Here is a 19656-nt window from a genome sequence, read left to right on the forward strand (position 1 = left end):
TTTTTACAGGTGAGACAGCAACAGGTCCGGGTCCGCGAGCATCTGTGCGACAAATGAGAGGAATCTCGCGGCCTGCTCACCATCGAGTATCCGGTGGTCGAACGTCAACGTCAGTGTCGCGACGCTCCGCGCTTCGATCTTGCGCTCGATTACCCAGGGACGCTCGCTCACTGTGCCCAGGCAAAGGATGACGGCTTCTCCCGGATTGAGGAGCGGAATGCCCCCGTCGACGCCGAAGACTCCGACATTGGTGATCGTGACGGTTCCGCCGGTCAGGTGATGGACGTCGGTCACTCCCGCGCGGGCAGCGACGGTCAGTTCGGTCACCGCGCGTGCAAGTTGGACCAGGCTCAGCGTCTCGGCGCTTTTGATGTTGGGCACGGACAGTCCACGTTCGGAGGCGACGGCGATGCCGAGATTCACGTGATCGTCGATGACGGCGTCGCCGCGGGCCTCGTCCCAATGCGCGTTCACCATCGGGTGCGACGAGATCGCCGTAACCAAGGCCTTGGCCGCGAGAGTCAGCGGAGTGAGAGAAAGCCCGGTGAATGCGTCCGAGGGACGGAGCCTGCCGAGTAGTTCCATCGAAGGCGTGACATCGGCGGTGAGGAAGACGCTGGCCTGAGGGGCACGGGTACTGGCGACCATCGCCGACGCCATCTGTTTCCGCATGCCGGACGAGACCGGCTGTTTCTGCATACCGGATTCGGCCGGCCGCGGAGCTCCATTCGACGCGGCCTTCAAACGAAGCGCGTCTGCGACGTCCGCTGCCGTGACGGCACCGTCGAATCCACTTCCGGTGATTTCGCTCAGATCGATGCCGGCTTCGCGGGCCGCGCGCCGCGCCGAGGGTGTTGCGGGCCGACGCTCGGTACTCGCCGCGGTTTGCGAGTGTGGCGTAATCCTGTTCCGTCGTCGGCTCGGTCTCTCGGCCGCGGGTCCGTATCCGACAAGCACGCTCGGAGACTGTGAATCACTTGGAGTCGGTGAATCTGCAGGCTCCTCGATACGGATGATCGGAGTGCCGACCGGGACGGTAGAGCCAGGTTCGACGAGGAGTTCTCTGACAACGCCGACGTAGGGCGACGGCAGTTCGACGAGAGCTTTGGCTGTCTCTACCTGGGCGAGAACTTGATTGAGTTTCACCTTGTCGCCGATGCCGACCGTCCACTCGACCAGATCGGCGGACGTCAGGCCCTCGCCGAGATCCGGCAACCGGAATTCGTGCCCGGTACTCATGCTGCCAGCGTCCGGTCGAGTGCTGCGAGGATCCGGTCGGCGTCCGGAAGGTGAAATCGCTCGAGCTTGGCGGGCGGGTAGGGGATGTCGAATCCGGTGACCCGCAGGATCGGTGACTCGAGCTGATAGAAGCAGTGTTCCGCGACGTGTGCTGCGATTTCGGCGCCGACGCCGAGAAACTTCGGCGCCTCGTGGACGACGACCAGCCGGCCTGTCTTGTTCACCGACGCCTCGATCGTGTCGAAGTCGATGGGGGAGAGTGAACGCAGATCCACGACCTCCAGATCGTGGCCTTCTTCTTCGGCGATCCGCGCGGCGTCGAGCGCGGTGGCGACCATGGATCCGTACGCAACTACTGTCGCGTCGTCTCCAGGGCGAGCGACGCGGGCACGGTGGAGCGGAAGCTCGGGCGCGGCATCGGTATTCACGTCGGCGGTATCCCAGTAGCGCCGTTTGGGTTCGAGGAATATCACCGGGTCGTCGGCCGCAATGGATTGGCGGATCATGTGAAAACCGTCGATCGGATTGCTCGGGTACACCACCCGCAGTCCCGCCGTGTGAGCGAAGTACGCTTCCGGCGACTCCGAATGATGTTCCACCGCACCGATTCCGCCGCCACTGGGAATCCGAATCGTCAGTGGCGCAGAGGCAGCGCCTCGGGTGCGGTAGTGGATCTTGGCCACCTGCGAGACGATCTGATCGAAAGCCGGGTAGACAAACCCGTCGAACTGAATTTCGCAGACAGGCCGATATCCGCGCAAGGCAAGACCGAAAGCTGTTCCCACGATCCCTGATTCGGCGAGGGGCATGTCAATCACCCGAGTATCGCCGAAGTCCTTCTGCAGGGCGTCGGTAACCCGGAATACACCGCCGAGACGGCCCACGTCCTCTCCCATGATGACAACGCGACGATCGCCTTCGAGTGCGCGTCGCAGGCCGGTGTTGAGCGCGGTCACCAGATTCATGACGGTCATGACGAAGCCCCTTCCATGCTGCGGAGATACGCGCGATGCTCTTCGCGTTCAACGTCGATCAGTGGGTGTGGCTCGGCGTAGACGTGATCGAAGAGCGCGGACGGGGGTGGATCGGCAAGCGCGATGGTTGCGCGTCGCAGTCCAGCTGCGACGCCGTCGGCCGCCGCCGCGATGGTGCTGAGTTCGTTTTCTCCGAGAAGATCGCGACGGCCGAGGAACAGGCGCATTCGCTCGAGCGGATCGCGGCTTCTCCACTCCGACATGTCCGTATCGGCGCGGTACCTGCTCGGATCGTCGGACGTCGTGTGCGGGCCCATTCGGCAGGTGATCGCCTCGATGAACGTCGGTCCGCTGCCTTCGCGTGCGCGATTGAGCGCCGAGCGCGTGACTGCGAGAACGGCGAGGACGTCGTTGCCGTCGACGCGGATCGCGGGGATGCCGTAACCGATCGCCCGATGTGAGATGGGCGTGCGTGACTGGAGGGATACCGGTTCACTGATGGCCCACTGGTTGTTCTGGCAGAAGAAGACAACGCCGACACGGAAACTGGCGGCAAATCCCATCGCCTCGGCGATGTCGCCCTGACTTGTGGCGCCGTCGCCGAAGTACGCGATCGTTGCGATCTCGGCGCCGTCCAGGTGTGCGCCGAGTGCGTACCCGGTGGCGTGCAGCCCTTGGGAGCCGACGACGATCGCCGGATTGGTGACGTTGAATTGTTCTGGATCCCAACCGGAATGGGAGATTCCTCGCCACATGGTGGTCAGCAATTCGGGGGGAACTCCCCGGCAGTACGCGACGGCATGTTCGCGGTAGCTGGTGAACGCGAAGTCGTCTGGGGCGAGCGCTCTCGCGGAACCGACCTGGGCGGCTTCTTGGCCCAGCATCGGAGCCCACAAACCTATTTCGCCTTGACGCTGCAGGGCAACAGCTTCGGTGTCGATTCGGCGACTCACGACGAGATCGCGATACAACGACAGCAGTTCGTCAGGCCCGATGTCTGTTATTAGACGGTCGAATTCGGGACGGCACACTCGTGCGCCGTTCGGTTGGATGAGTTGGACCGGATAATCGAGGTTGTCGATCATCTTCGCTCACCTCGGTTTCTTCTCATGCCCGGCGCGCCTCGTGAGTACGCCGCACAATCCCGATGTGTTGTATGCAGTTGTCGCTCTACCATCAGGATCCCCCTGATTGGGAAATCCGCAAGTATTTTCACTGCCGTATCAGGACCGGAACTGCGAACTGGCGAGTAACAAACGTGTCGGTACGGCCAACCGATCGGAATTCAACCGCTAGCATCGGTGCGGTGACTGCAGTCGGTTTGAACGAAGAAGCTGTTTCCGCGTGGATCGCCGAACTGGGGGTCGGCGCCACGACACCACTGACTTTCGAGAGGATCGGTAACGGGCAATCGAACCTGACCTACTCCGTGACGGATGCGGGCGGAGGACGGTGGGTACTGCGCAGACCTCCACTCGGCACGTTGTTGGCGTCCGCGCACGACGTCGTTCGCGAGCACCGCATCCTGTCCTCGCTCCAGGGAACCAAAGTGCCGGTTCCGAAGATCCTCGGCATCACGGAAGACCCGGAGATCACGGACGCTCCGCTGGTCCTCATGAGCTACATCGACGGCGTTGTGATCGATGGCGTTCCAGTGGCTCAGAAGTTGACCGAGGACGAGCGTCGCGCGGTCGGATTGGCGATGCCGAAAACCCTTGCAAGCATTCACGGGGTTGACCTGGAAGAGACCGGCCTCGACGATCTGGCCAGCCGCAAGCCCTTTGCCGAGCGTCAGCTCAAACGGTGGTCGGCGCAGTGGGAGAAGTCGAGGACCCGCGATGTTCCGGACGTTGACCGGTTGGCCGAGATTCTGCACCGAAACATTCCGGAACAGAACGAAGTGACCTTGGTTCACGGCGACTTCCACCTCAACAACGTCATCACCGACCCGGTCGAGGGGCGCATCGTTGCCGTCGTCGACTGGGAGCTGTGCACGTTGGGGGAGCCGCTCGCGGATCTCGGTGCGCTACTCGCGTACTGGCCGGAAGCCGGTGACAAAGTTGCCGGTCCGTTCATGGCGTCCACGCTGGAAGGCTTCCCGAACCGCGACGAGCTGGTCGCTGCCTACGTCGAGGCGACTGGCCGCGACGTGTCAGCGGTCGGATATTGGCACGTACTCGCTCTGTGGAAGCTCTCGATCATCGCCGAGGGCGTGCTGCGACGCATTCTCGACGATCCGCGGAACAAAGCCGAGCACGGCGGCCCGACGGTCGCGCTGATCGACGGAATCGTCGCACGCGCCGTCTTGACGGCAGATCAGCTCGGCCTGAGCTAGTTTTCGGTCAAGGTCCCGGCTGCTGATCTGATCGCAGCCGGGATCTCCACCGGCTTACGGGTGTCGGCATCGACGTAGACGTGCACGAAGCGACCAGTCGCGGCAGGTTCCCAATGGCCGTTTTCGACCTCGTGGAATATCGCCAGGGCGTAGACGATGCTCTTGGTGCCCAGCTTCTCGACGGAGATACCCACCTGCAACTGCTCGGGGAACGACAGTTCGCTCAGGTACCGGCACGACGTCTCGGCGACGACGCCGATGGCAGGCAGATTGCGGATGTCGGTTCCAGTGGAAGACATCAGCCAGGCGTTGACCGCGGTGTCGAAGTACGAGTAGTAGGTCACGTTGTTGACGTGGCCGTAGTGATCGTTGTCGTCCCACCGCGTCGGGACGGGCCAGAGAACGGGAAACTCGCTGATCGACGGGGGCGTCTGCGCTGTGCTCACGGCTTCGACTGTAGTGAGGACTTTCGCGAGAGTGAGGGCAGGGTGGTGCCCTGTAGGACTGCACGCACGATCAGCCCCACCAACAGTGCCCAGAATGCCGAACCGACTCCCAGGATACTGACCCCGGATGCGGCGATCAGAAACGTGACCACGGCGCCTTCACGTTCACTCGCCTCGCTCAGCGCCGACGTGAGGGCGCCGGCAAGCGTTGCCAGGAGCGCCAGTCCGGCAACAGTTTCCACGACTCCGGCCGGTGCGGCGGCTACCAGAGCGGCCACCGCGGCCGCGCCGGCAGCGAGAACGAGATACGCCCAGCCTGCGGTGAAGGCAGCGATCCATCGACGTTTGGGATCCGGATGTGCGGTGGGGGCGGCGGCCAGGGCTGCGCTGATCGCCGCGAGGTTGATCGCATGGCCACCGGCCGGTGCGCCGACGATGGTGCCGATACCCGTCACGATCATCGACGGCCGCCAGGGAACGGTGTAGCCGAACGAATTCATCACGGCCACACCGGGAATGTTCTGCGAAGCCATCGTGACGATGTAGAGGGGAATCGCAATGCCGATCATTGCTTGCCAGGTCCACGACGGCGCAGTGAGATCGATGCGGGGAATCATGGCGCCGGCGTCGAGCACTCGATCCGACGTGACGAGGCTGATCCCGATCACGACCGCTGCTGTGAGAAACGCGAGCGGAACTGCCCATCGCTTGGAGAAGCGCTGCGCGGCAAGCCAAACCAGGATGACGGGCGCGACCGCTGCCGGTGCGTCCCGGACGGCGATGATCGGCGCCAGGCACAACGGCATCAGAACCCCGGCGAGCATCGCTTGCGCGAGGGGCGTCGGGATTGCCGAGATGATCCTTCCGAGCGTCGGCCACAGTCCGGTCAGCACGATCGCGATTCCGACGACGATGAATGCTCCGACCGCGGCCGGCCACCCACCCTCGACCGCTCCGGCGCCGGCGAGCAGAGCGGCACCGGGCGTCGACCAGGCCAGGGTGATCGGCATCCGATACCGGCGTGAGAGCCAGAGCATTCCCAACGCTTGGGTCACACACAGAATCAGCAGTCCGGACGCCGCCTCGGTCGCGTCCGCGCCGACAGCGGCGAGGCCGGTGAGCACCACCGCGAACGAACTGGTGAAGCCGACGAGGGCCGTGACGATGCCTGCGCTCATCGGTTGCGAGTTGCTGCGAACGGCTTCCGGTTCGGTGGTATCTGTGGAGTCCGACATGGTCAGTGATTCTGCCCGACCCGCCCCAGACCCGATTTACCTGTCCGGTCGGATGGGTGAGGTGACCGCTTTGCCGTAGATGAGGTGCGTTTGGGCATGCCAGACTTCGGGATGTGCGGCGAGGTGGTCGATCAATACTCGCTGTAGATGCGCACTGTCACGGACCGCGACGTGGAGGAAGAAATCCTCGGGCCCCGAGACGTTGAAGAGCGCAAGCGTTTCCGGCAGCGCTAGCGCGTCGGCGGTGAACCGGTCGACGAGGTCGCGGCGGTGTGGTCGCAATTGAACGGCGATGATCGCCTGCATCGACCGGCCAACGGCTGCCGGATCGACAACCGCGTGGATACCGCTGATCGTTCCGTTGGCACGTAGGCGTCGTACGCGCTCGTGGCACGAGGACGTCGCCAAGCCGACTCGATCGGCCAACACCTTGTTGGTGATCGACGCGTCGTTCTGCAATTCGGCCAAAATCTTCCAGTCCACCGGATCCAGAGGCTCATTCTTCGTCATCTGCCGAACTATATCCGGAGTCGTTTTGAACTTCCCGGATCCAGTTGCACACTCCTGGCATGAACATGTGTCTCGAATCAGCTCGGGTGTGAGGTATTTCGGATGAGTGTCGGTCAATGGCTCGCTTTCGGCTCCCTGCTATCCATCGTCCTGTTCACGCCGGGACCGGATTTTGTCCTGATCCTGCGTCATTCTCTGGCAGATCGTCGGACCGGCGCGGTGGTGGCCGCCGGTGTGATTTCCGGGCTCTTCGTTCACACCGCTGCCGCGTCACTGGGTCTCTCCGCACTTGTGGCGACACGGCCACAGTTGCTCTCTGCGCTCACATACGCCGGGGCGGCATATCTGACCTGGCTCGGCATCTCCGCGATTCGAAGTGCTTTCAAAGCCCGAGCCTCGGACGAGGGAATTCCGGCAGCGAAAGAACCGATCGCGGTCACCACGGCATTTCGCTACGGCTTCCTCTCGAACCTGCTGAACCCGAAGGCGCTGTTGTTCTTTCTCGGGCTACTCCCGCAATTCATCGAGCCGGGTGAAGGCGCAGGGCTGCGCACGTTGATGTTGGCGGGCGCGACGGTGGTCGCCGCGGCACTGTGGTGGGCGATCGTGGTGGTGTTGGCGGCCGGAGCCGGCAAGAAGCTGCGTCGTCCTGGCGTCGGCAAGCGAATCGACGTGGTGACGGGAGTGTTGTTGGTGGGTCTCGGCGCCTTCTTCGGGGTTGCATGAGTGGTCGTGTCAGGATGGGTTCATGACACTTCCCGTGCTGATCGACGTCGAAGAACTGTCCGCTCTCATCGAGGCCGGCGCTGCGCCGCGATTGCTCGATGTCCGATGGGCGCTGGGTGATTCGAACGGCGAGCAGCATTTTCGCGACGGCCATATTCCCGGCGCGGTATTCGTGAACCTCGACGAGGAACTTGCCTCGCCGTCGTCGCCGGGCACGGGAAGGCATCCGCAGCCGAGTCTCGAAGACCTGCAGGACGCTGCGCGTCGTTGGGGAATCGACGACGGTGATTCGGTGGTGCTTTACGACGCCACCGGCAACACGGCCGCTGCCCGTGGTTGGTGGCTGCTGCGGTGGGCCGGGCTCTCGGATGTCCGACTGCTCGACGGCGGGCTACAGGCCTGGGAGTCCGCGGGACTGCCGTTGGCGGCCGGTATCGGTGAGTCGGTCACTCCGGGCAGCGTGACTTTCACCGGCGGCAACATGCCGACGGTCGACATCGACGGCGTCGGCGACTGGACGCGTGCGGGCGGTGTGCTTCTCGACGCCCGAGCGGGGGAGCGGTACCGCGGCGAGGTCGAGCCGATGGATCCCGTCGCAGGGCACATCCCCGGTGCGGTGAGCGCGCCGACCGCGGAGAACATCACCGGCGACGGTCGGTTCCTGGACGCGACCCGCTTGCGTGAGCGGTTCGCCGGACTGGGCGCCGGAGACAGTGTCGCGGTGTACTGCGGATCCGGAGTAACTGCAGCGCATGAGATTGCGGCACTCGCGATCGCCGGTTACGACGCGACGCTGTTCCCAGGCTCGTGGTCACAGTGGTCGAACGACAGCACTCGCGCCGTCGACACCGGAGCCTGAGTCAGCTCTTGGTGCGATCGATGAATGACGGCACGAGAAACCACAGTGCCGTGAACATGATCGCGGCGCACGCTGCCAAAACCTTTGCGGCAACTCCGCCGACGGCGACCTCGGCGATCAACAGGACCGTGCCGGTCATGGAGGCGGCGAGAAAGGCTATGCCGCACAGGGCGAATCGGTTGGCGACGGGCAATATGTTCTCGCGGTGCCCACGGCGGAAGAGCATGCGATGCCAGACTGCGGGTGCCATCAGGAACCCGAACGAGATGGCAACAAGGATCACCGTCACCAAGTGGATGCCGCGGATGTACGCCGACGCTTCCTCGTAGCGTTCGGTGAATGCCACGGCCAGCAGGAAGGCAAACAGGATCTGAACACCAGAGAGCGCGACGCGCAGTTCTTGCAACAACTCGTTGAAGTTCCGCGCGAGTTGTTGAGGTGGAGTCTCCCCGGTCTCGTTCACGGCGACGTGGTTCCTATGCCCGTGAGTATTCCGACGCTCGCTGGATCTGCTCCGCGCTCGGACGCACGCCGGTGTAGAGCACGAACTGCTCGGCGGCCTGAAGGGCAATGACCGACGCTCCCGTGATCGCCGTCTTGCCGAGTTCGGTCGCCAACGCGATCAGTGGCGTGTTCGCAGGCATCGCGACGACGTCGAAGACGACATCGGCGTCGCGCACTGCTTGTTCGGGGAACGACAGTGCATCTGCTTCTGCGCCGCCGGACATACCGATCGGAGTGGCGTTGATCAGCACACCGGGACGAAGCTCACCGAGTTCGGCCTGCCAGTCGAAGCCGTACTGCTTCGCGAGCGACGACCCCACTTGCTGGTTGCGGGCGATCACGGTGACGTCGGTGAATCCGGTGTCGCGCACCGCAGCGACGACTGCTTTTGCCATGCCACCGCTGCCGGCGACAGCGACGGACAGGCTCGTGTCGACGTCGTTGTCACGCAGCAGATCGGCCACCGCCTGATAGTCGGTGTTGTAGGCGTGCAGCACTCCGGACTCGTTGACGATCGTGTTCACGGAGTCGATGGCGCTGGCCGAATCGTGCATGACGTCGATGTGCTCGATGACCTGTTCCTTGAACGGCATCGACACCCCGCAGCCTCGAATCCCGAGTGCTCGGATGCCGCCGATCGCTGCTGGCACGTCTTCGGTGGTGAAGGCTTTGTAGACGAAGTTCAGGCCCAATTCCTCGTAGAGGTAATTGTGAAACCTCGTGCCGATGTTGCTCGGTCGCCCGGAGAGCGACATGCACAGGAGCGTGTCCTTGTTGAGGTCGACGGTCATTGTCCCCACTCTAATCGCGAGTTCGGCGTAGTTCTTGATAGACGAGTGCACCCATCCGGATGTCCCGCAGCGCCGAATGTCGGGTATCCGATCGAAGCACCACTCGCACCGACAGAGCCGAGACGACATGGTCACACAGAACATCGACGAGCACCCGAGCACCGAATCTCGTCCACCGCGTCGTAGATGGGCTGCTCACGCGATCTCCGGAGTGTTGGCCGCGGCTGTCGTCCTGGGCGTCGGTGAACTGGTTGCGCTGCCGATCAACCCGGACGCGTCGCCCTTCTACGCCGTTGGGGCAACGACCGTCGACCGAACCCCGGCGTGGGCTCGCGAGTTCGCGATCGACACCTTCGGCACCAACGACAAGCCGGCGCTGTTCATCGGAATGTCGATATTGATCGTTCTGCTCGGTGCGGTGGCCGGGCTGTTGGAACGGCGACGCCGCCCGATCGGCAGTGTCATCCTTGTTCTTCTGGGCGCGGTTGGTGTGTATGCGGCGATGCAGCGCCCGACTGCCGATGCGATGTACGTGTTCCCGACACTGGTCGGTGTGGTGGCGGGCGTTGCAACACTGCGGCTGCTGATCACACAGTTGGAGGTGCCGCTCTCGCCTGGCGTCGCCGACTCGTGGTTGCCTCGTCGTCAGTTCCTTCTGCTGGCAGGTGCGGCGTTGGCAGTGGCTGCGGCAGCGGGTGCCGCCGGGAAGTTCGTGGGGCAGAGAATCGCCGGAGCAGTAGCGAATCGTGAAGATTTTGTCGTGCCCACCGCCGCTGACCCGGCGCCGCCGATTCCGGCGGGTGCGGACATCGCGATTGCGGGTGCGTCGACGTACATCACGCCCAACGACGACTTCTATCGAATCGACACTGCACTCCTCGTTCCGCAATTGACGACGGATTCGTGGGAACTGCGGATTCACGGAATGGTGGACCGCGAGATGACGTTGTCGTTCGACGATCTGGTGGCGAGAACGCCCATCGAGCGAGTCATCACGCTGACGTGTGTTTCCAACGAGGTGGGCGGCGTTCTGGCCGGGAACGCGAAGTGGATCGGTTATCCCATGAAGGACCTGCTCGACGAAGTCGGTGTCCATCCCGACGCCGATATGCTCCTGTCGACCAGCATCGACGGCTTCACAGTCGGCACCCCGGTCGAGATAGTCACCGACGGCCGTGACGCGATTCTCGCCGTGGCGATGAACGGTGAGCCGTTGCCGTTCGAGCACGGTTATCCCGTTCGGCAGGTAGTTCCCGGCTTGTACGGTTTCGTCTCCGCCACCAAGTGGGTGACGGAGTGGGAACTCACGCGTTTCGACAAGGTCGAGGCCTATTGGACCCAGCGCGGTTGGGGTGCGCAGGCACCGATCAAGACGTCGTCGCGTATCGAGGTGCCGGCAGCTTTGGCGCCGATCGAGCCGGGCCAGGTGCTGGTGGCGGGAACGGCCTGGGCGCAGCATCGCGGGATCGAGAAGGTCGAGGTTCGCGTCGACAACGGCGAATGGCAACCGGCGACACTGGCGCAGGAGTACTCGATCGACACCTGGCGTCAATGGTCGTGGATGTGGGATGCAGGCTCAGGTTTGCACACCGTGCAGGTCAGAGCGACGGATTTGGACGGGAACGTTCAGGTGGAAGAGCGCACTCCGCCGATTCCCGGTGGAGCCACTGGATGGCATACGAGGTCGTTCACCGTGAAGTGACAGGTAGATCCGAATGGGATTCGGTATATAGGCGGACGACGCACTGGGCCATCCATCCAGCGATCAGCGTTCGCAGGCCGAAGTCGAAGGTGTCGTCGGTTCGCAGTGGGTTCGCGGCCTCACGCGTGACCTCGCTCGGGTTGGAGGATTGAGTCCACGCGACATCCGGCGTCGAGAGTTTCACGACGGATCCGAGAACCAGACTGTCCAGCGTGGAAATTGCGTGACGCGTATCGGTCGAATCGAAACCCCCGTCCGAAAATGCTTGAACCAGTGCAGTATCGATATCAAAAGTCACCTCGGTGCGGACGCTGCGTGTCATGAGTAGCGGGATGAGGCGCCAATGTTCGACGGCAGCTCGGCGATATGCCCACCCCCACGCGCTGATCCGTTCGCTCCATCCTGCGGGTGGGTGGGGGACAGAGATCGACGACATCACGCGGATGCGCATGAGTTCGACGATCTCGGATCGACCCGAAATATGTGTGTAGAGCGAAGACGGAGTCACGTTCAGTTGCTTGGCGATCCCGGGCATGGTGAAGTCGCCGGTTGCGTCGACAGCATCCAGAGCCGCGTCGGTGATGTTTCGCGTGGACAGTATCGGCTGAGTGGGACGCGGCATCGATTCTCCTGGTGAGGGATTCGTCGGCAATCTCGGACTTGATCGATTGATGACAACTCCTTGATTTCGGGAGCCGGTATGCATCATACTAACCGAACCCTATTCGGTATGTCGGCGGAATCTTCCGGCGATCGGTACACGTCGGAGGAACATTCAATATGTCTGTCGTATGGCTGACCGGTGCAACGATCATCGACGGCACGGGCGCCGACCCGATCGAGAACTGCGCTGTTGCCGTGGAAGATGGCCGCATCAGTGCACTCGGTGGCACGCCGCCCGCGGGGGCGGAGGTGCTGGACTGCACCGGGCTGACAATCACTCCCGGCCTCATCGACGCACACGTTCATCTCGGTGGATCGAGCGATCTCGCACCGAGCCTGCGGCGTCAGATCTCGGTAGCCGAGCTCGCTGCAGACATGTTCGCGACCTGCGCATCGACCCTCGACGGGGGATTCACCACTGTTCGTGACTGCGGCGGAATCGACGGTGGACTCGCCGGAGTTGTCGCCTCGGGCAAGATTCCGGGTCCGCGGATCATTCAGTGCGGCCCGATCCAGTGCCAGACCGGTGGACACGGACACCTGGCGGCCGAGTGGGAGCCGACTTCGGACTGGTCCGATCGTGACATCCCCGGATTGCGTTGTATGTCTCTGCTTTCCGACGGTCCGCACGAAATGCGAAAGAATGTTCGCGAGACGTTCCGCAGGGGTGCGGACTTCCTCAAACTGTGTGTTACCGGGGGAGTGGTATCGACTCATGACAAGCTCACCGATACCCAGTTCACGGTCGACGAGATCGAAGTTGCCGTCGAGGAAGCCAATGCGCGCGGTACCTATGTCACGGTGCATGCCCACAACAACGAGGGAATCCGAAACGCTGTCACTGCCGGCGCGAAATGCGTCGAGCACGGCTCAGGTATCGACGACGAGACTGCCAAGTTGATGGCCGAGCACGACGTCGCGTTGGTGCCGACGTTGGCTGTGGTGCAGGCGCTCTCGGACAGTGCGGCGTCAGCAGGTCTACCCGAATCGATTTCGGCGCGGATCGGCCAGATGATGCAGGGTCAGATCGACGGGCTTCTTGCTGCTCGAAATGCCGGCGTCAGAGTGGGACTGGGATCGGACCTCATCGGTACCGATCAAACGGGCCGGGGAATGGAGCTAGTCCTGCGCGCCAAGGTCGAAACCCCGATGGACGCATTGGTTTCCGCTACCCGGATCAACGCCGACATTCTCGGTATCGCCGACGAGGTCGGCACCATCGAAGTCGGCAAGTTCGCCGACCTCGTTGCGTTCCGCGGCAATCCGTTGACGGATCCGTCCATCTTCGCCGATCGTGAGCGCATCGCACTCGTCATTCAGAGCGGTCGAGTGGTGAAGGACGGCCGGTAGCTCAACAGCGAGTGGCGAGTTCTGTCAACGCCGAGTGATCCGCCCGGCTGACCGGTAGGCCGTAGGAAATCGCGACGGTCAAGTACTTGCCGGCGTAAAAGCATCGGTATGCAGGATTGGGCGGCAACCACTTGCTGGGCGTGCTGTCGCCTTTCGACTGGTTGTCGGGGCCGTTGACGGCCAACAGGTTCAGTGACGTGTCGTTCGCGAACCTCATCCGAAGCGCGGGCGTCCAGGAGTTCGCGCCGAAGTCCCAGGCTGCGGCGAGTGGGAAGACGTGGTCGATCTGGACGGACTTGGCCTGGCTGCGTTCGAATTCGATGCGATCACCGGAGTACGGGTCGGTCATCGCGCCCGACAGTACGACGCAGTCACGTGTTCCCGGTTTGAACACCACGTCCGAGAGATCATGGGCCAGAACGTTGTTGCGGGTATCGCACCCGTCGTGGCCACCAGGTGCGTCCTGGTCGTCGGACCAAGCGGGGCCGAAGACGCAAGCCTCGCCGTTACCGCAGCCGCGCTCGTATCCACCCGGATGTGGTCGGTTGTCGACAATCGCGGTCCGGGACAGCAGCGATTCGAGCTCCGATCGTGTCGGGCTGCCCGGGGCCGACTCGAGACGCTCGTCCCCGAACCATCCGCAGGACGCGACGAGACATACGAGCACGAGCGTCGACAGGATCGCAGATAACCGTGCAACCACCTGTGCCCCCGTCCGTCGTAGACGGTGATTCAACGCCGCCCGTCGTAGACCGTGATTGAACCATCGGGGGCCGACAGAAATCAGCCGAACTCGATCACCACTTTGCCGGCTGAATGGCCGTCTTCGACTGCAGCGAGCGCTTCCCCAGCGCGGGAGAATGGGTAACGGCCGGACACGGACGGGTCGAGGGTCCCGTCGGCCACGAGCGCCGCGACCTCCGTGAATACTGCTGTAGTTCTTCGGCGTTCGACACCACCGCCGCCGAGTCGGCTCGCCGCCAGAGGATCGGCGATGCTCAGGATCGGCGCGTCCGATCGGGCGAGCTCAGCGCCGCGAGTGAGAGTGTCCCCGCCGACCAGGTCGAAAACCGCGTCCACTCCGTCTGGGTACAACGCGGACACTTCGCCTGCGAAGGCGTCTCCCGACGCAACCCACCGTGCTCCCGCGCCCTCGATCGAGGTTCGCTTGGACTCACTCGCGACGCCGATGACGTCGATGCCGCGAGACACCGCAAGCGCGGTCGTGCTTCGACCAACGCCGCCGCCGGCGCCGAGGAGCAGGAGTGTTGCCCCGGGTTTCAGATCCAGACCGTGGAGAGCGTCGTAAGCCGTTCCCGCCGCAACCGTCAGCACCGAGGCATCGGCCCAGGACACGGTCGGCGGCTTGTGTGCTGCCGAGGAGACGTTGAGCAATGTCGACGCGGCGTAGCCGCCGAAGCCGGTAGCGGTAGCGCCGAACACTTCGTCGCCGACCTCGAACTCGGTGACCCGCGGACCTACTCCGATGACAACACCGGACACTTCGCGGCCCAGAACCGCAGGCAGCGTGACCGGGACAGTATCTTTTCGAGTACCCGCGCGAACTTTCCAGTCAGCTGGGTTGACGCCCGCCGCTCGGACCGACACCAGCAGTTGGCCGGCACCCGGTGGGGGCAGGGTGACGTCGAAGTAGGACTGTGTGTCGGGTCCGCCGTACTCGGTGAAGCCGTATGCCGTCGTCATGACTGCCAGCCTATTGCCCAGCCAGATCGGAAGGGCGGTCCGGAAGGGTGGTGACGAAGAGCGGTGTCGGTGGCACCTGATTGGATGGTCGGATGCTGCATGGACTCTGGTCACCGGGATCGGGGCTCAAACTGTGGGTCGACGGGCACGACGGTGCCGGAACCGACGATCCGCGAGATCCGGTCAGTGCTGTCCTGCATCGCAAGTTCCGTCATCGTGTGAATATCGCTATGCCGCCCGTACCTGGCGGGCCTTTGCATAGTGAGTACGCAGCTGTTGCGTTGGCGCCGCCGGACGCAGTCGATCTCCTGCTGCGGTTCAAGGCCGACGACCAGCGAATCGCGGGAGACCTGCACTTTCTCGTGCACGTGGTGCGAGGAATCGACCGTTGGGTGCGCGCCGGCCGGGTGGTGCCGGCGCTGACGCGAGCCGAGGGTAGTTGGTGGCCGCGGTGGCAGTTGTCGGTGGGGGAACGCCAGCGCGCCTGGATCGGCGAATTGGTAGTGGCCATGCCGCCGGTGCAGCGGTCAGTCGGCTCGCCGAGGGCGACGATCGAAGACATCACGAACGAACTCACGGACCCGATCGTCCGTCGTGTTCTCGGTGACTCGCATCCGGTGGTGCAGACCCCGCTGTGGCAGGCCGTGTTGTCCGGGGACGCTTTCGACGACGTGTCGGTACGAGCGGCCGAGGGACTCGCCGAATGGGGGTCGACGTTCACCGCCGGAGAGCCGGACCTGGTTCTGCGGCTGATCGAGCCTGAACTCGACGACAATTCCGATCCCGACGACGATGCGCTGTGGCGTCTGCACGTGTGTTTGCGTCCCGAAGGTGAAGCGCCCGAACGTGTTCGACTGCACCGGGCAGATCCCAAACGTATCCAGCTCGGTAGCCGCAAACTCGAAGAGGCGATCAAGGCTTACCCACGTTTTCGCGACGTGCCGCGCGACGAGGACAGTCTCGACCTGTTGCTGCCCACTCCTGTCGTGATGGACCTGGTCGGACACGGCGCGACAGTCCTGCGAGAGCGAGGGATCACGCTGCTGCTTCCGCGTGCCTGGAACGTGGTGTCTCCATCCCTGCGTGTGCGGGTGACCTCGGCGGCGTCTCCGATCGTTGCGGAGAATCGTACGGTCGGTATGGACCAATTGCTCGAATACGATTGGGAATTGGCGCTCGGAGACAAGGTGCTCACCGCCGAGGAAATGACCCGACTGGTCGATGCGAAGTCCGATCTGGTCCAGTTGCGCGGCGAGTGGGTTCAGGCGGACAAAGACGTCCTGGCCCGCGCGGCTCGTTTTGTCAGTCAGCGGCACTCGAGCGGGGACCGAGCGATTGTCGATCTGATCAAGGATTTGATCGCCGACGACCTCAAAGACCTGCCGGTCGAGGAAGTGAAGGCAACCGGATGGGCTTCGGCACTGCTCGACCAGTCGGTAGCTCCGCGGCAGGTCGCGGTACCGTCGACGGTCAACGCGACTTTGCGTCCGTATCAACGACGCGGTCTCGACTGGTTGGCGTACATGAGTGCCCTCGGGCTCGGCGCGGTACTGGCCGACGACATGGGTCTGGGTAAGACGCTGCAACTGTTGGCGTTACTTGCGCACGAGAAGTCCGAGACAGCAACACTTTTGGTGTGCCCGATGTCGGTCGTGGGAAACTGGCAGCGTGAAGCGGCGCGATTTGTGCCGAGCCTGCGCGTCTACGTTCATCACGGTTCGGATCGCGCTACCGGGGCGGAGTTGGAACAGGCAGTTCGTGAGAGTGATCTGGTGATCACCACCTACGCGCTCATGACCCGCGACGTCGCGGCGCTCAAGGATCTCGACTGGCGGCGCGTGGTGCTTGACGAAGCTCAACACATCAAGAACGCCAAGACATCTCAGGCCCGCGCTGCTCGCAGCATTCCTGCGGACCACCGCGTTGCTCTGACCGGAACGCCGGTGGAGAACCGGCTGGACGAGTTGCGGTCCATCCTCGATTTTGCCAATCGCGGGGTACTCGGCTCTGAGCAGATGTTCCGCAAACGGTTTGTCGTACCGATCGAGCGGGAAAAAGATCAACTTGCCGTCTCGAGACTGCGAGCCGTCACGTCACCCTTTGTGCTGCGACGGGTCAAGACCGATCCCTCCGTGATCGCGGATCTCCCGGAGAAGTTGGAGATGACTGTTCGAGCGAATCTCAGTGAGGAACAGGCGGCGTTGTACCGCGCCGTGGTGGACGAGATGATGGCGCAGATCAAGGGAACGGAAGGGATGAAGCGCAAAGGCGCCGTCCTGTCTGCGCTGACCAAACTCAAACAGGTGTGCAATCATCCGGCGCATTTCCTGCGCGACGGTTCGCCGGTGATGCGCCGCGGGCAACACCGTTCGGGAAAACTTGGCCTGGTCGAAGATATCGTCGAGTCGGTCACGGCCGATGACGAGAAGGTTCTGTTGTTCACACAGTTTCGTGAGTTCGGGGAATTAGTGGTGCCGTACCTGGCCGACCGGTTCACCACCGAGGTTCCGTTTCTCCACGGTGGTGTGTCCAAGGCTGGACGCGACGCGATGGTCGAGGCATTCCAAGGCGCAGACGGTCCGCCCATCATGGTGCTCTCGCTCAAGGCCGGCGGCACGGGTCTGAATCTCACAGCGGCCAACCATGTGGTTCACCTCGACAGATGGTGGAACCCGGCGGTAGAGAACCAGGCGACGGACCGTGTCTTCCGCATCGGTCAGAGAAAGAACGTGCAGGTCCGCAAGATGGTGTGTGTCGGAACTTTGGAAGAGCGAATCGACACGATGATCGCGAGTAAAAGTGAACTCGCCGAACTTGCAGTCGGGACCGGTGAGAACTGGGTGACGGAGATGAGCGTCGAGCAATTGGACGAGTTGTTGCGACTCGGCGACGACGCGGTGGGCGAATGAGTCCGCGCGGTAAAGGCCCCGATTTCAGCGAGTACACCGGGCCCCGGCGGCGAGCACCTGCGCCGGTCAAGCCTCGTCCAGCGTTCGGGAGAACGTTCTGGGGCAAGGCTTTTGTCCGCGTCGTCGAAGAGATCGGCGACAAACCTCGTGTCACGCGCGGGCGAACGTATGCGCGTTCGGGTCAGGTTTTGGCGCTCGACATCGAACCGGGAGTGGTGACGGCCGAGGTTCAGGGCAGCCAACTTCAACCTTTCGTTTCCACGCTGTCGATCGACACTCTTGATCAATCGGATATCGACGACATCATCACCAAGATCCGCCGAGTGCCGGGAAGCCTTGCCGCGCTGGTGTCCGGCACTGTCCCGGACATGCTTGCTGCCCAACTGATACCGGACGGCCCGTCGGCTTTCCGTTTCGACTGCACCTGCCCCGATGACGGTTGGCCGTGCAAACACGCTGCGGCCGTGGCGTTCTTGACTGCCGAGCGGATCGACACCGATCCGCTGAGGTTGCTGAGACTTCGCGGGGTCGACCTGGAGCAGTTGATCGGGGGAGTGGAGGACGAGTCGACTGTTCCGGTAGACGTCGAGAATTGGTTCGGAATCGCTGCTGCCCTCCCCGCGCTACCGAAGGTGCAATTTCGACCGGCGATAGACGATCTGGATATCCGCCGTCTGCGTGAGGCGGTGGCGGCACTGGGATTGGACATGGCTCAGCAGAACGTCGCCTTGGACGAAATACGGTCCATCTACCGACGGTTGGACGGTTGAAATCGGACAACTCCGGACTGATGCTAGTTTCCTACCGTGAATTCCAGTATCGTTAATTGGACCGGTCCGGTCGGGACCTGCCCGCGATTTCAGATCGTTATCGTCGGCGAATAGACGACTATTCATTTCTCGGAGGGACAGTCGCTGTGATGCCCGTTCATTTGCGCGACAGCGCAATACCCAAACATGAGCAGTTGCGCACCATTCTCCTGCGCAAGTGCACCCAAGAACTCCAGCCTGGCGACTTGATGACCAGCGAGCGAAACCTGATGCAGGACTACGGCGTCAGTCGGATCACTGTTCGCGAGGCCATCGGCCAGTTGGTCAATGACGGACACCTCGTGCGTGTGCGTGGCAAGGGCACCTTTGTCGCGCACCGCGCTGTCCAGTCCAAGCTGCACCTTGCGTCGTTCACCGAGGAGATGAGGGCCCAGGGGCATCACCCCACCACAGTGGTCCTGGTCAGTGAGCAGGGGCCGGTCCCCGAAAGCACTGCTGCCGCACTGAATATGAGACCGGGTTCCGAGGGGTATCACGTCAAGCGCTTGCGCCTCGCCGACGGCGAGCCGGTGAGTGTGGACGACGGCTGGTTCAATCCGGAACTGTTGCCTGGTCTACTCGACATGGACTTGACGGGTTCGATCTACCGGGCGACCGCTGACAAGTACGACAAGCCGATCGACCGGGCAGAGCAGACTGTCAGTGCAGATGGTGCCAGTACGGAGATCGCGACTCTCCTCGGCACTCGTAAAGGCGCGCCGGTTCTGTACTTCGATCGAGTGTCGTTCAGTGAGATCGCGCCGGTCGAACACACTCGCAGTTGGTACCGATCCGACCGCTACCAGTTGCAGATGGAAGTGCAGGGCCAGGCGCGGCCCAAAACGCGCGGAGACCAATAGCCATCGTTCGAAACGAAAGGGCGAGCACACCTTCCGGTGT

The 19656-nt window shown here is 63.0% G+C and carries 19 protein-coding genes; 8 read left to right on the plus strand and 11 right to left on the minus strand.

Annotated elements, in window-relative coordinates:
* Nucleotides 1-3: 3 nt before the first annotated feature.
* Genes RE4_RS16790 through pdhA form a run of 3 tightly spaced genes read right to left on the minus strand, consistent with a single transcriptional unit; the run spans nt 4 to nt 3298 of the window.
* Nucleotides 4-1239 (minus strand): dihydrolipoamide acetyltransferase family protein, encoded by a 1236-nt coding sequence (locus tag RE4_RS16790; RefSeq protein WP_020970089.1) that lies wholly within the window; start codon nt 1237-1239, stop codon nt 4-6.
* A complete protein-coding gene (locus RE4_RS16795; RefSeq protein WP_060938993.1) occupies nt 1236-2213 on the minus strand; it encodes an alpha-ketoacid dehydrogenase subunit beta in 978 nt (325 codons plus the stop codon). Before RE4_RS16795 ends, RE4_RS16790 begins: the two co-directional genes overlap by 4 nt.
* The gene (gene pdhA, locus RE4_RS16800; protein WP_060938994.1) at nt 2210-3298 is read right to left on the minus strand and encodes a pyruvate dehydrogenase (acetyl-transferring) E1 component subunit alpha; all 1089 of its coding nucleotides are present in this window, start codon (nt 3296-3298) and stop codon (nt 2210-2212) included. The genes RE4_RS16795 and pdhA overlap by 4 nt, the downstream gene beginning before the upstream one ends.
* 221 nt (nt 3299-3519) lie before the next feature.
* Between pdhA and RE4_RS16805 the strand changes: the two genes are divergently transcribed.
* Entirely contained in the window at nt 3520-4548 is a 1029-nt protein-coding gene (locus tag RE4_RS16805) for a phosphotransferase family protein (protein ID WP_060938995.1), read from the plus strand.
* Here the strand turns inward: RE4_RS16805 and RE4_RS16810 are convergent.
* The 3 genes from RE4_RS16810 to RE4_RS16820 are packed head-to-tail and all read right to left on the minus strand — an operon-like array spanning nt 4545 to nt 6739.
* On the minus strand, nt 4545-4994 hold the full coding sequence (locus RE4_RS16810; protein ID WP_019749226.1) for an acyl-CoA thioesterase: 450 nt from the start codon (nt 4992-4994) through the stop codon (nt 4545-4547). The genes RE4_RS16805 and RE4_RS16810 overlap by 4 nt on opposite strands.
* Nucleotides 4991-6229, minus strand: coding sequence for a benzoate/H(+) symporter BenE family transporter (locus RE4_RS16815; protein ID WP_060938996.1), 1239 nt, complete (start codon nt 6227-6229; stop codon nt 4991-4993). The genes RE4_RS16810 and RE4_RS16815 overlap by 4 nt, the downstream gene beginning before the upstream one ends.
* A gap of 36 nt (nt 6230-6265) precedes the next feature.
* Entirely contained in the window at nt 6266-6739 is a 474-nt protein-coding gene (locus RE4_RS16820; RefSeq protein ID WP_003941284.1) for an Lrp/AsnC family transcriptional regulator, read from the minus strand.
* Nucleotides 6740-6841: 102 nt separating this feature from the next.
* On the opposite strand from RE4_RS16820, the gene RE4_RS16825 reads away from it, so the two are divergent.
* Together RE4_RS16825 and RE4_RS16830 are read left to right on the plus strand one after the other, a co-directional pair.
* Nucleotides 6842-7465 (plus strand): LysE family translocator, encoded by a 624-nt coding sequence (locus tag RE4_RS16825; protein ID WP_003941342.1) that lies wholly within the window; start codon nt 6842-6844, stop codon nt 7463-7465.
* A gap of 22 nt (nt 7466-7487) precedes the next feature.
* Nucleotides 7488-8324 carry a sulfurtransferase gene (locus tag RE4_RS16830; protein ID WP_060938997.1) on the plus strand — a complete coding sequence of 279 codons (837 nt, stop codon included), beginning with the start codon at nt 7488-7490 and terminating at the stop codon, nt 8322-8324.
* A gap of 1 nt (nt 8325) precedes the next feature.
* Here RE4_RS16830 and RE4_RS16835 read toward each other — a convergent pair whose 3' ends face one another.
* Entirely contained in the window at nt 8326-8787 is a 462-nt protein-coding gene (locus RE4_RS16835; RefSeq protein ID WP_003941357.1) for a DUF6328 family protein, read from the minus strand.
* Nucleotides 8788-8800: 13 nt separating this feature from the next.
* The gene (locus tag RE4_RS16840) at nt 8801-9619 is read right to left on the minus strand and encodes a shikimate 5-dehydrogenase (protein ID WP_060938998.1); all 819 of its coding nucleotides are present in this window, start codon (nt 9617-9619) and stop codon (nt 8801-8803) included.
* Between the two features lie 127 nt (nt 9620-9746).
* Between RE4_RS16840 and RE4_RS16845 the strand changes: the two genes are divergently transcribed.
* On the plus strand, nt 9747-11321 hold the full coding sequence (locus RE4_RS16845; RefSeq protein WP_060938999.1) for a molybdopterin-dependent oxidoreductase: 1575 nt from the start codon (nt 9747-9749) through the stop codon (nt 11319-11321).
* Here RE4_RS16845 and RE4_RS16850 read toward each other — a convergent pair.
* Entirely contained in the window at nt 11308-11943 is a 636-nt protein-coding gene (locus tag RE4_RS16850) for a TetR/AcrR family transcriptional regulator C-terminal domain-containing protein (RefSeq protein ID WP_019749222.1), read from the minus strand. The two genes, RE4_RS16845 and RE4_RS16850, sit on opposite strands and share 14 nt — an antisense overlap.
* A gap of 158 nt (nt 11944-12101) precedes the next feature.
* Here RE4_RS16850 and RE4_RS16855 point away from each other — a divergent pair, with 158 nt between their 5' ends.
* Nucleotides 12102-13334 (plus strand): metal-dependent hydrolase family protein, encoded by a 1233-nt coding sequence (locus RE4_RS16855; RefSeq protein WP_060939000.1) that lies wholly within the window; start codon nt 12102-12104, stop codon nt 13332-13334.
* A gap of 1 nt (nt 13335) precedes the next feature.
* Here the strand turns inward: RE4_RS16855 and RE4_RS16860 are convergent, their stop codons facing one another.
* Together RE4_RS16860 and RE4_RS16865 are read right to left on the minus strand one after the other, a co-directional pair.
* Nucleotides 13336-14037: an HNH endonuclease family protein gene (locus tag RE4_RS16860; RefSeq protein ID WP_060939001.1), complete on the minus strand. Its 702-nt coding sequence runs from the start codon at nt 14035-14037 to the stop codon at nt 13336-13338.
* Nucleotides 14038-14117: 80 nt separating this feature from the next.
* Nucleotides 14118-15038 carry an NADP-dependent oxidoreductase gene (locus tag RE4_RS16865; RefSeq protein ID WP_060939002.1) on the minus strand — a complete coding sequence of 307 codons (921 nt, stop codon included), beginning with the start codon at nt 15036-15038 and terminating at the stop codon, nt 14118-14120.
* A 92-nt stretch (nt 15039-15130) separates the two neighbouring features.
* On the opposite strand from RE4_RS16865, the gene RE4_RS16870 reads away from it, so the two are divergent.
* The 3 genes from RE4_RS16870 (at nt 15131) to RE4_RS16880 (ending at nt 19616) form a co-directional block, all read left to right on the plus strand.
* Nucleotides 15131-17947 carry a DEAD/DEAH box helicase gene (locus RE4_RS16870; protein ID WP_060939003.1) on the plus strand — a complete coding sequence of 939 codons (2817 nt, stop codon included), beginning with the start codon at nt 15131-15133 and terminating at the stop codon, nt 17945-17947.
* Nucleotides 17944-18717, plus strand: coding sequence for an SWIM zinc finger family protein (locus RE4_RS16875; protein ID WP_029255725.1), 774 nt, complete (start codon nt 17944-17946; stop codon nt 18715-18717). Before RE4_RS16870 ends, RE4_RS16875 begins: the two co-directional genes overlap by 4 nt.
* A 149-nt stretch (nt 18718-18866) precedes the next feature.
* Nucleotides 18867-19616 carry a GntR family transcriptional regulator gene (locus RE4_RS16880; protein ID WP_019749216.1) on the plus strand — a complete coding sequence of 250 codons (750 nt, stop codon included), beginning with the start codon at nt 18867-18869 and terminating at the stop codon, nt 19614-19616.
* Nucleotides 19617-19656: the final 40 nt, after the last annotated feature.

The sequence above is a fragment of the Rhodococcus erythropolis NBRC 15567 genome, assembly GCF_001552595.1.
Taxonomy (GTDB): Bacteria; Actinomycetota; Actinomycetes; order Mycobacteriales; family Mycobacteriaceae; genus Rhodococcus_F; species Rhodococcus_F erythropolis.

Coding starts and splice junctions, on each gene's coding strand:
- RE4_RS16880 (WP_019749216.1), top strand. CDS start 18,867: ATGCCCGTTCATTTGCGCGACAGCGCAATACCCAAACATGAGCAGTTG.
- RE4_RS16840 (WP_060938998.1), bottom strand. CDS start 9,619: ATGACCGTCGACCTCAACAAGGACACGCTCCTGTGCATGTCGCTCTCC.
- RE4_RS16865 (WP_060939002.1), bottom strand. CDS start 15,038: ATGACGACGGCATACGGCTTCACCGAGTACGGCGGACCCGACACACAG.
- RE4_RS16820 (WP_003941284.1), bottom strand. CDS start 6,739: ATGACGAAGAATGAGCCTCTGGATCCGGTGGACTGGAAGATTTTGGCC.
- RE4_RS16830 (WP_060938997.1), top strand. CDS start 7,488: ATGACACTTCCCGTGCTGATCGACGTCGAAGAACTGTCCGCTCTCATC.
- RE4_RS16855 (WP_060939000.1), top strand. CDS start 12,102: ATGTCTGTCGTATGGCTGACCGGTGCAACGATCATCGACGGCACGGGC.
- RE4_RS16790 (WP_020970089.1), bottom strand. CDS start 1,239: ATGAGTACCGGGCACGAATTCCGGTTGCCGGATCTCGGCGAGGGCCTG.
- pdhA (WP_060938994.1), bottom strand. CDS start 3,298: ATGATCGACAACCTCGATTATCCGGTCCAACTCATCCAACCGAACGGC.
- RE4_RS16795 (WP_060938993.1), bottom strand. CDS start 2,213: ATGACCGTCATGAATCTGGTGACCGCGCTCAACACCGGCCTGCGACGC.
- RE4_RS16815 (WP_060938996.1), bottom strand. CDS start 6,229: ATGTCGGACTCCACAGATACCACCGAACCGGAAGCCGTTCGCAGCAAC.
- RE4_RS16870 (WP_060939003.1), top strand. CDS start 15,131: ATGCTGCATGGACTCTGGTCACCGGGATCGGGGCTCAAACTGTGGGTC.
- RE4_RS16825 (WP_003941342.1), top strand. CDS start 6,842: ATGAGTGTCGGTCAATGGCTCGCTTTCGGCTCCCTGCTATCCATCGTC.
- RE4_RS16875 (WP_029255725.1), top strand. CDS start 17,944: ATGAGTCCGCGCGGTAAAGGCCCCGATTTCAGCGAGTACACCGGGCCC.
- RE4_RS16845 (WP_060938999.1), top strand. CDS start 9,747: ATGGTCACACAGAACATCGACGAGCACCCGAGCACCGAATCTCGTCCA.
- RE4_RS16850 (WP_019749222.1), bottom strand. CDS start 11,943: ATGCCGCGTCCCACTCAGCCGATACTGTCCACGCGAAACATCACCGAC.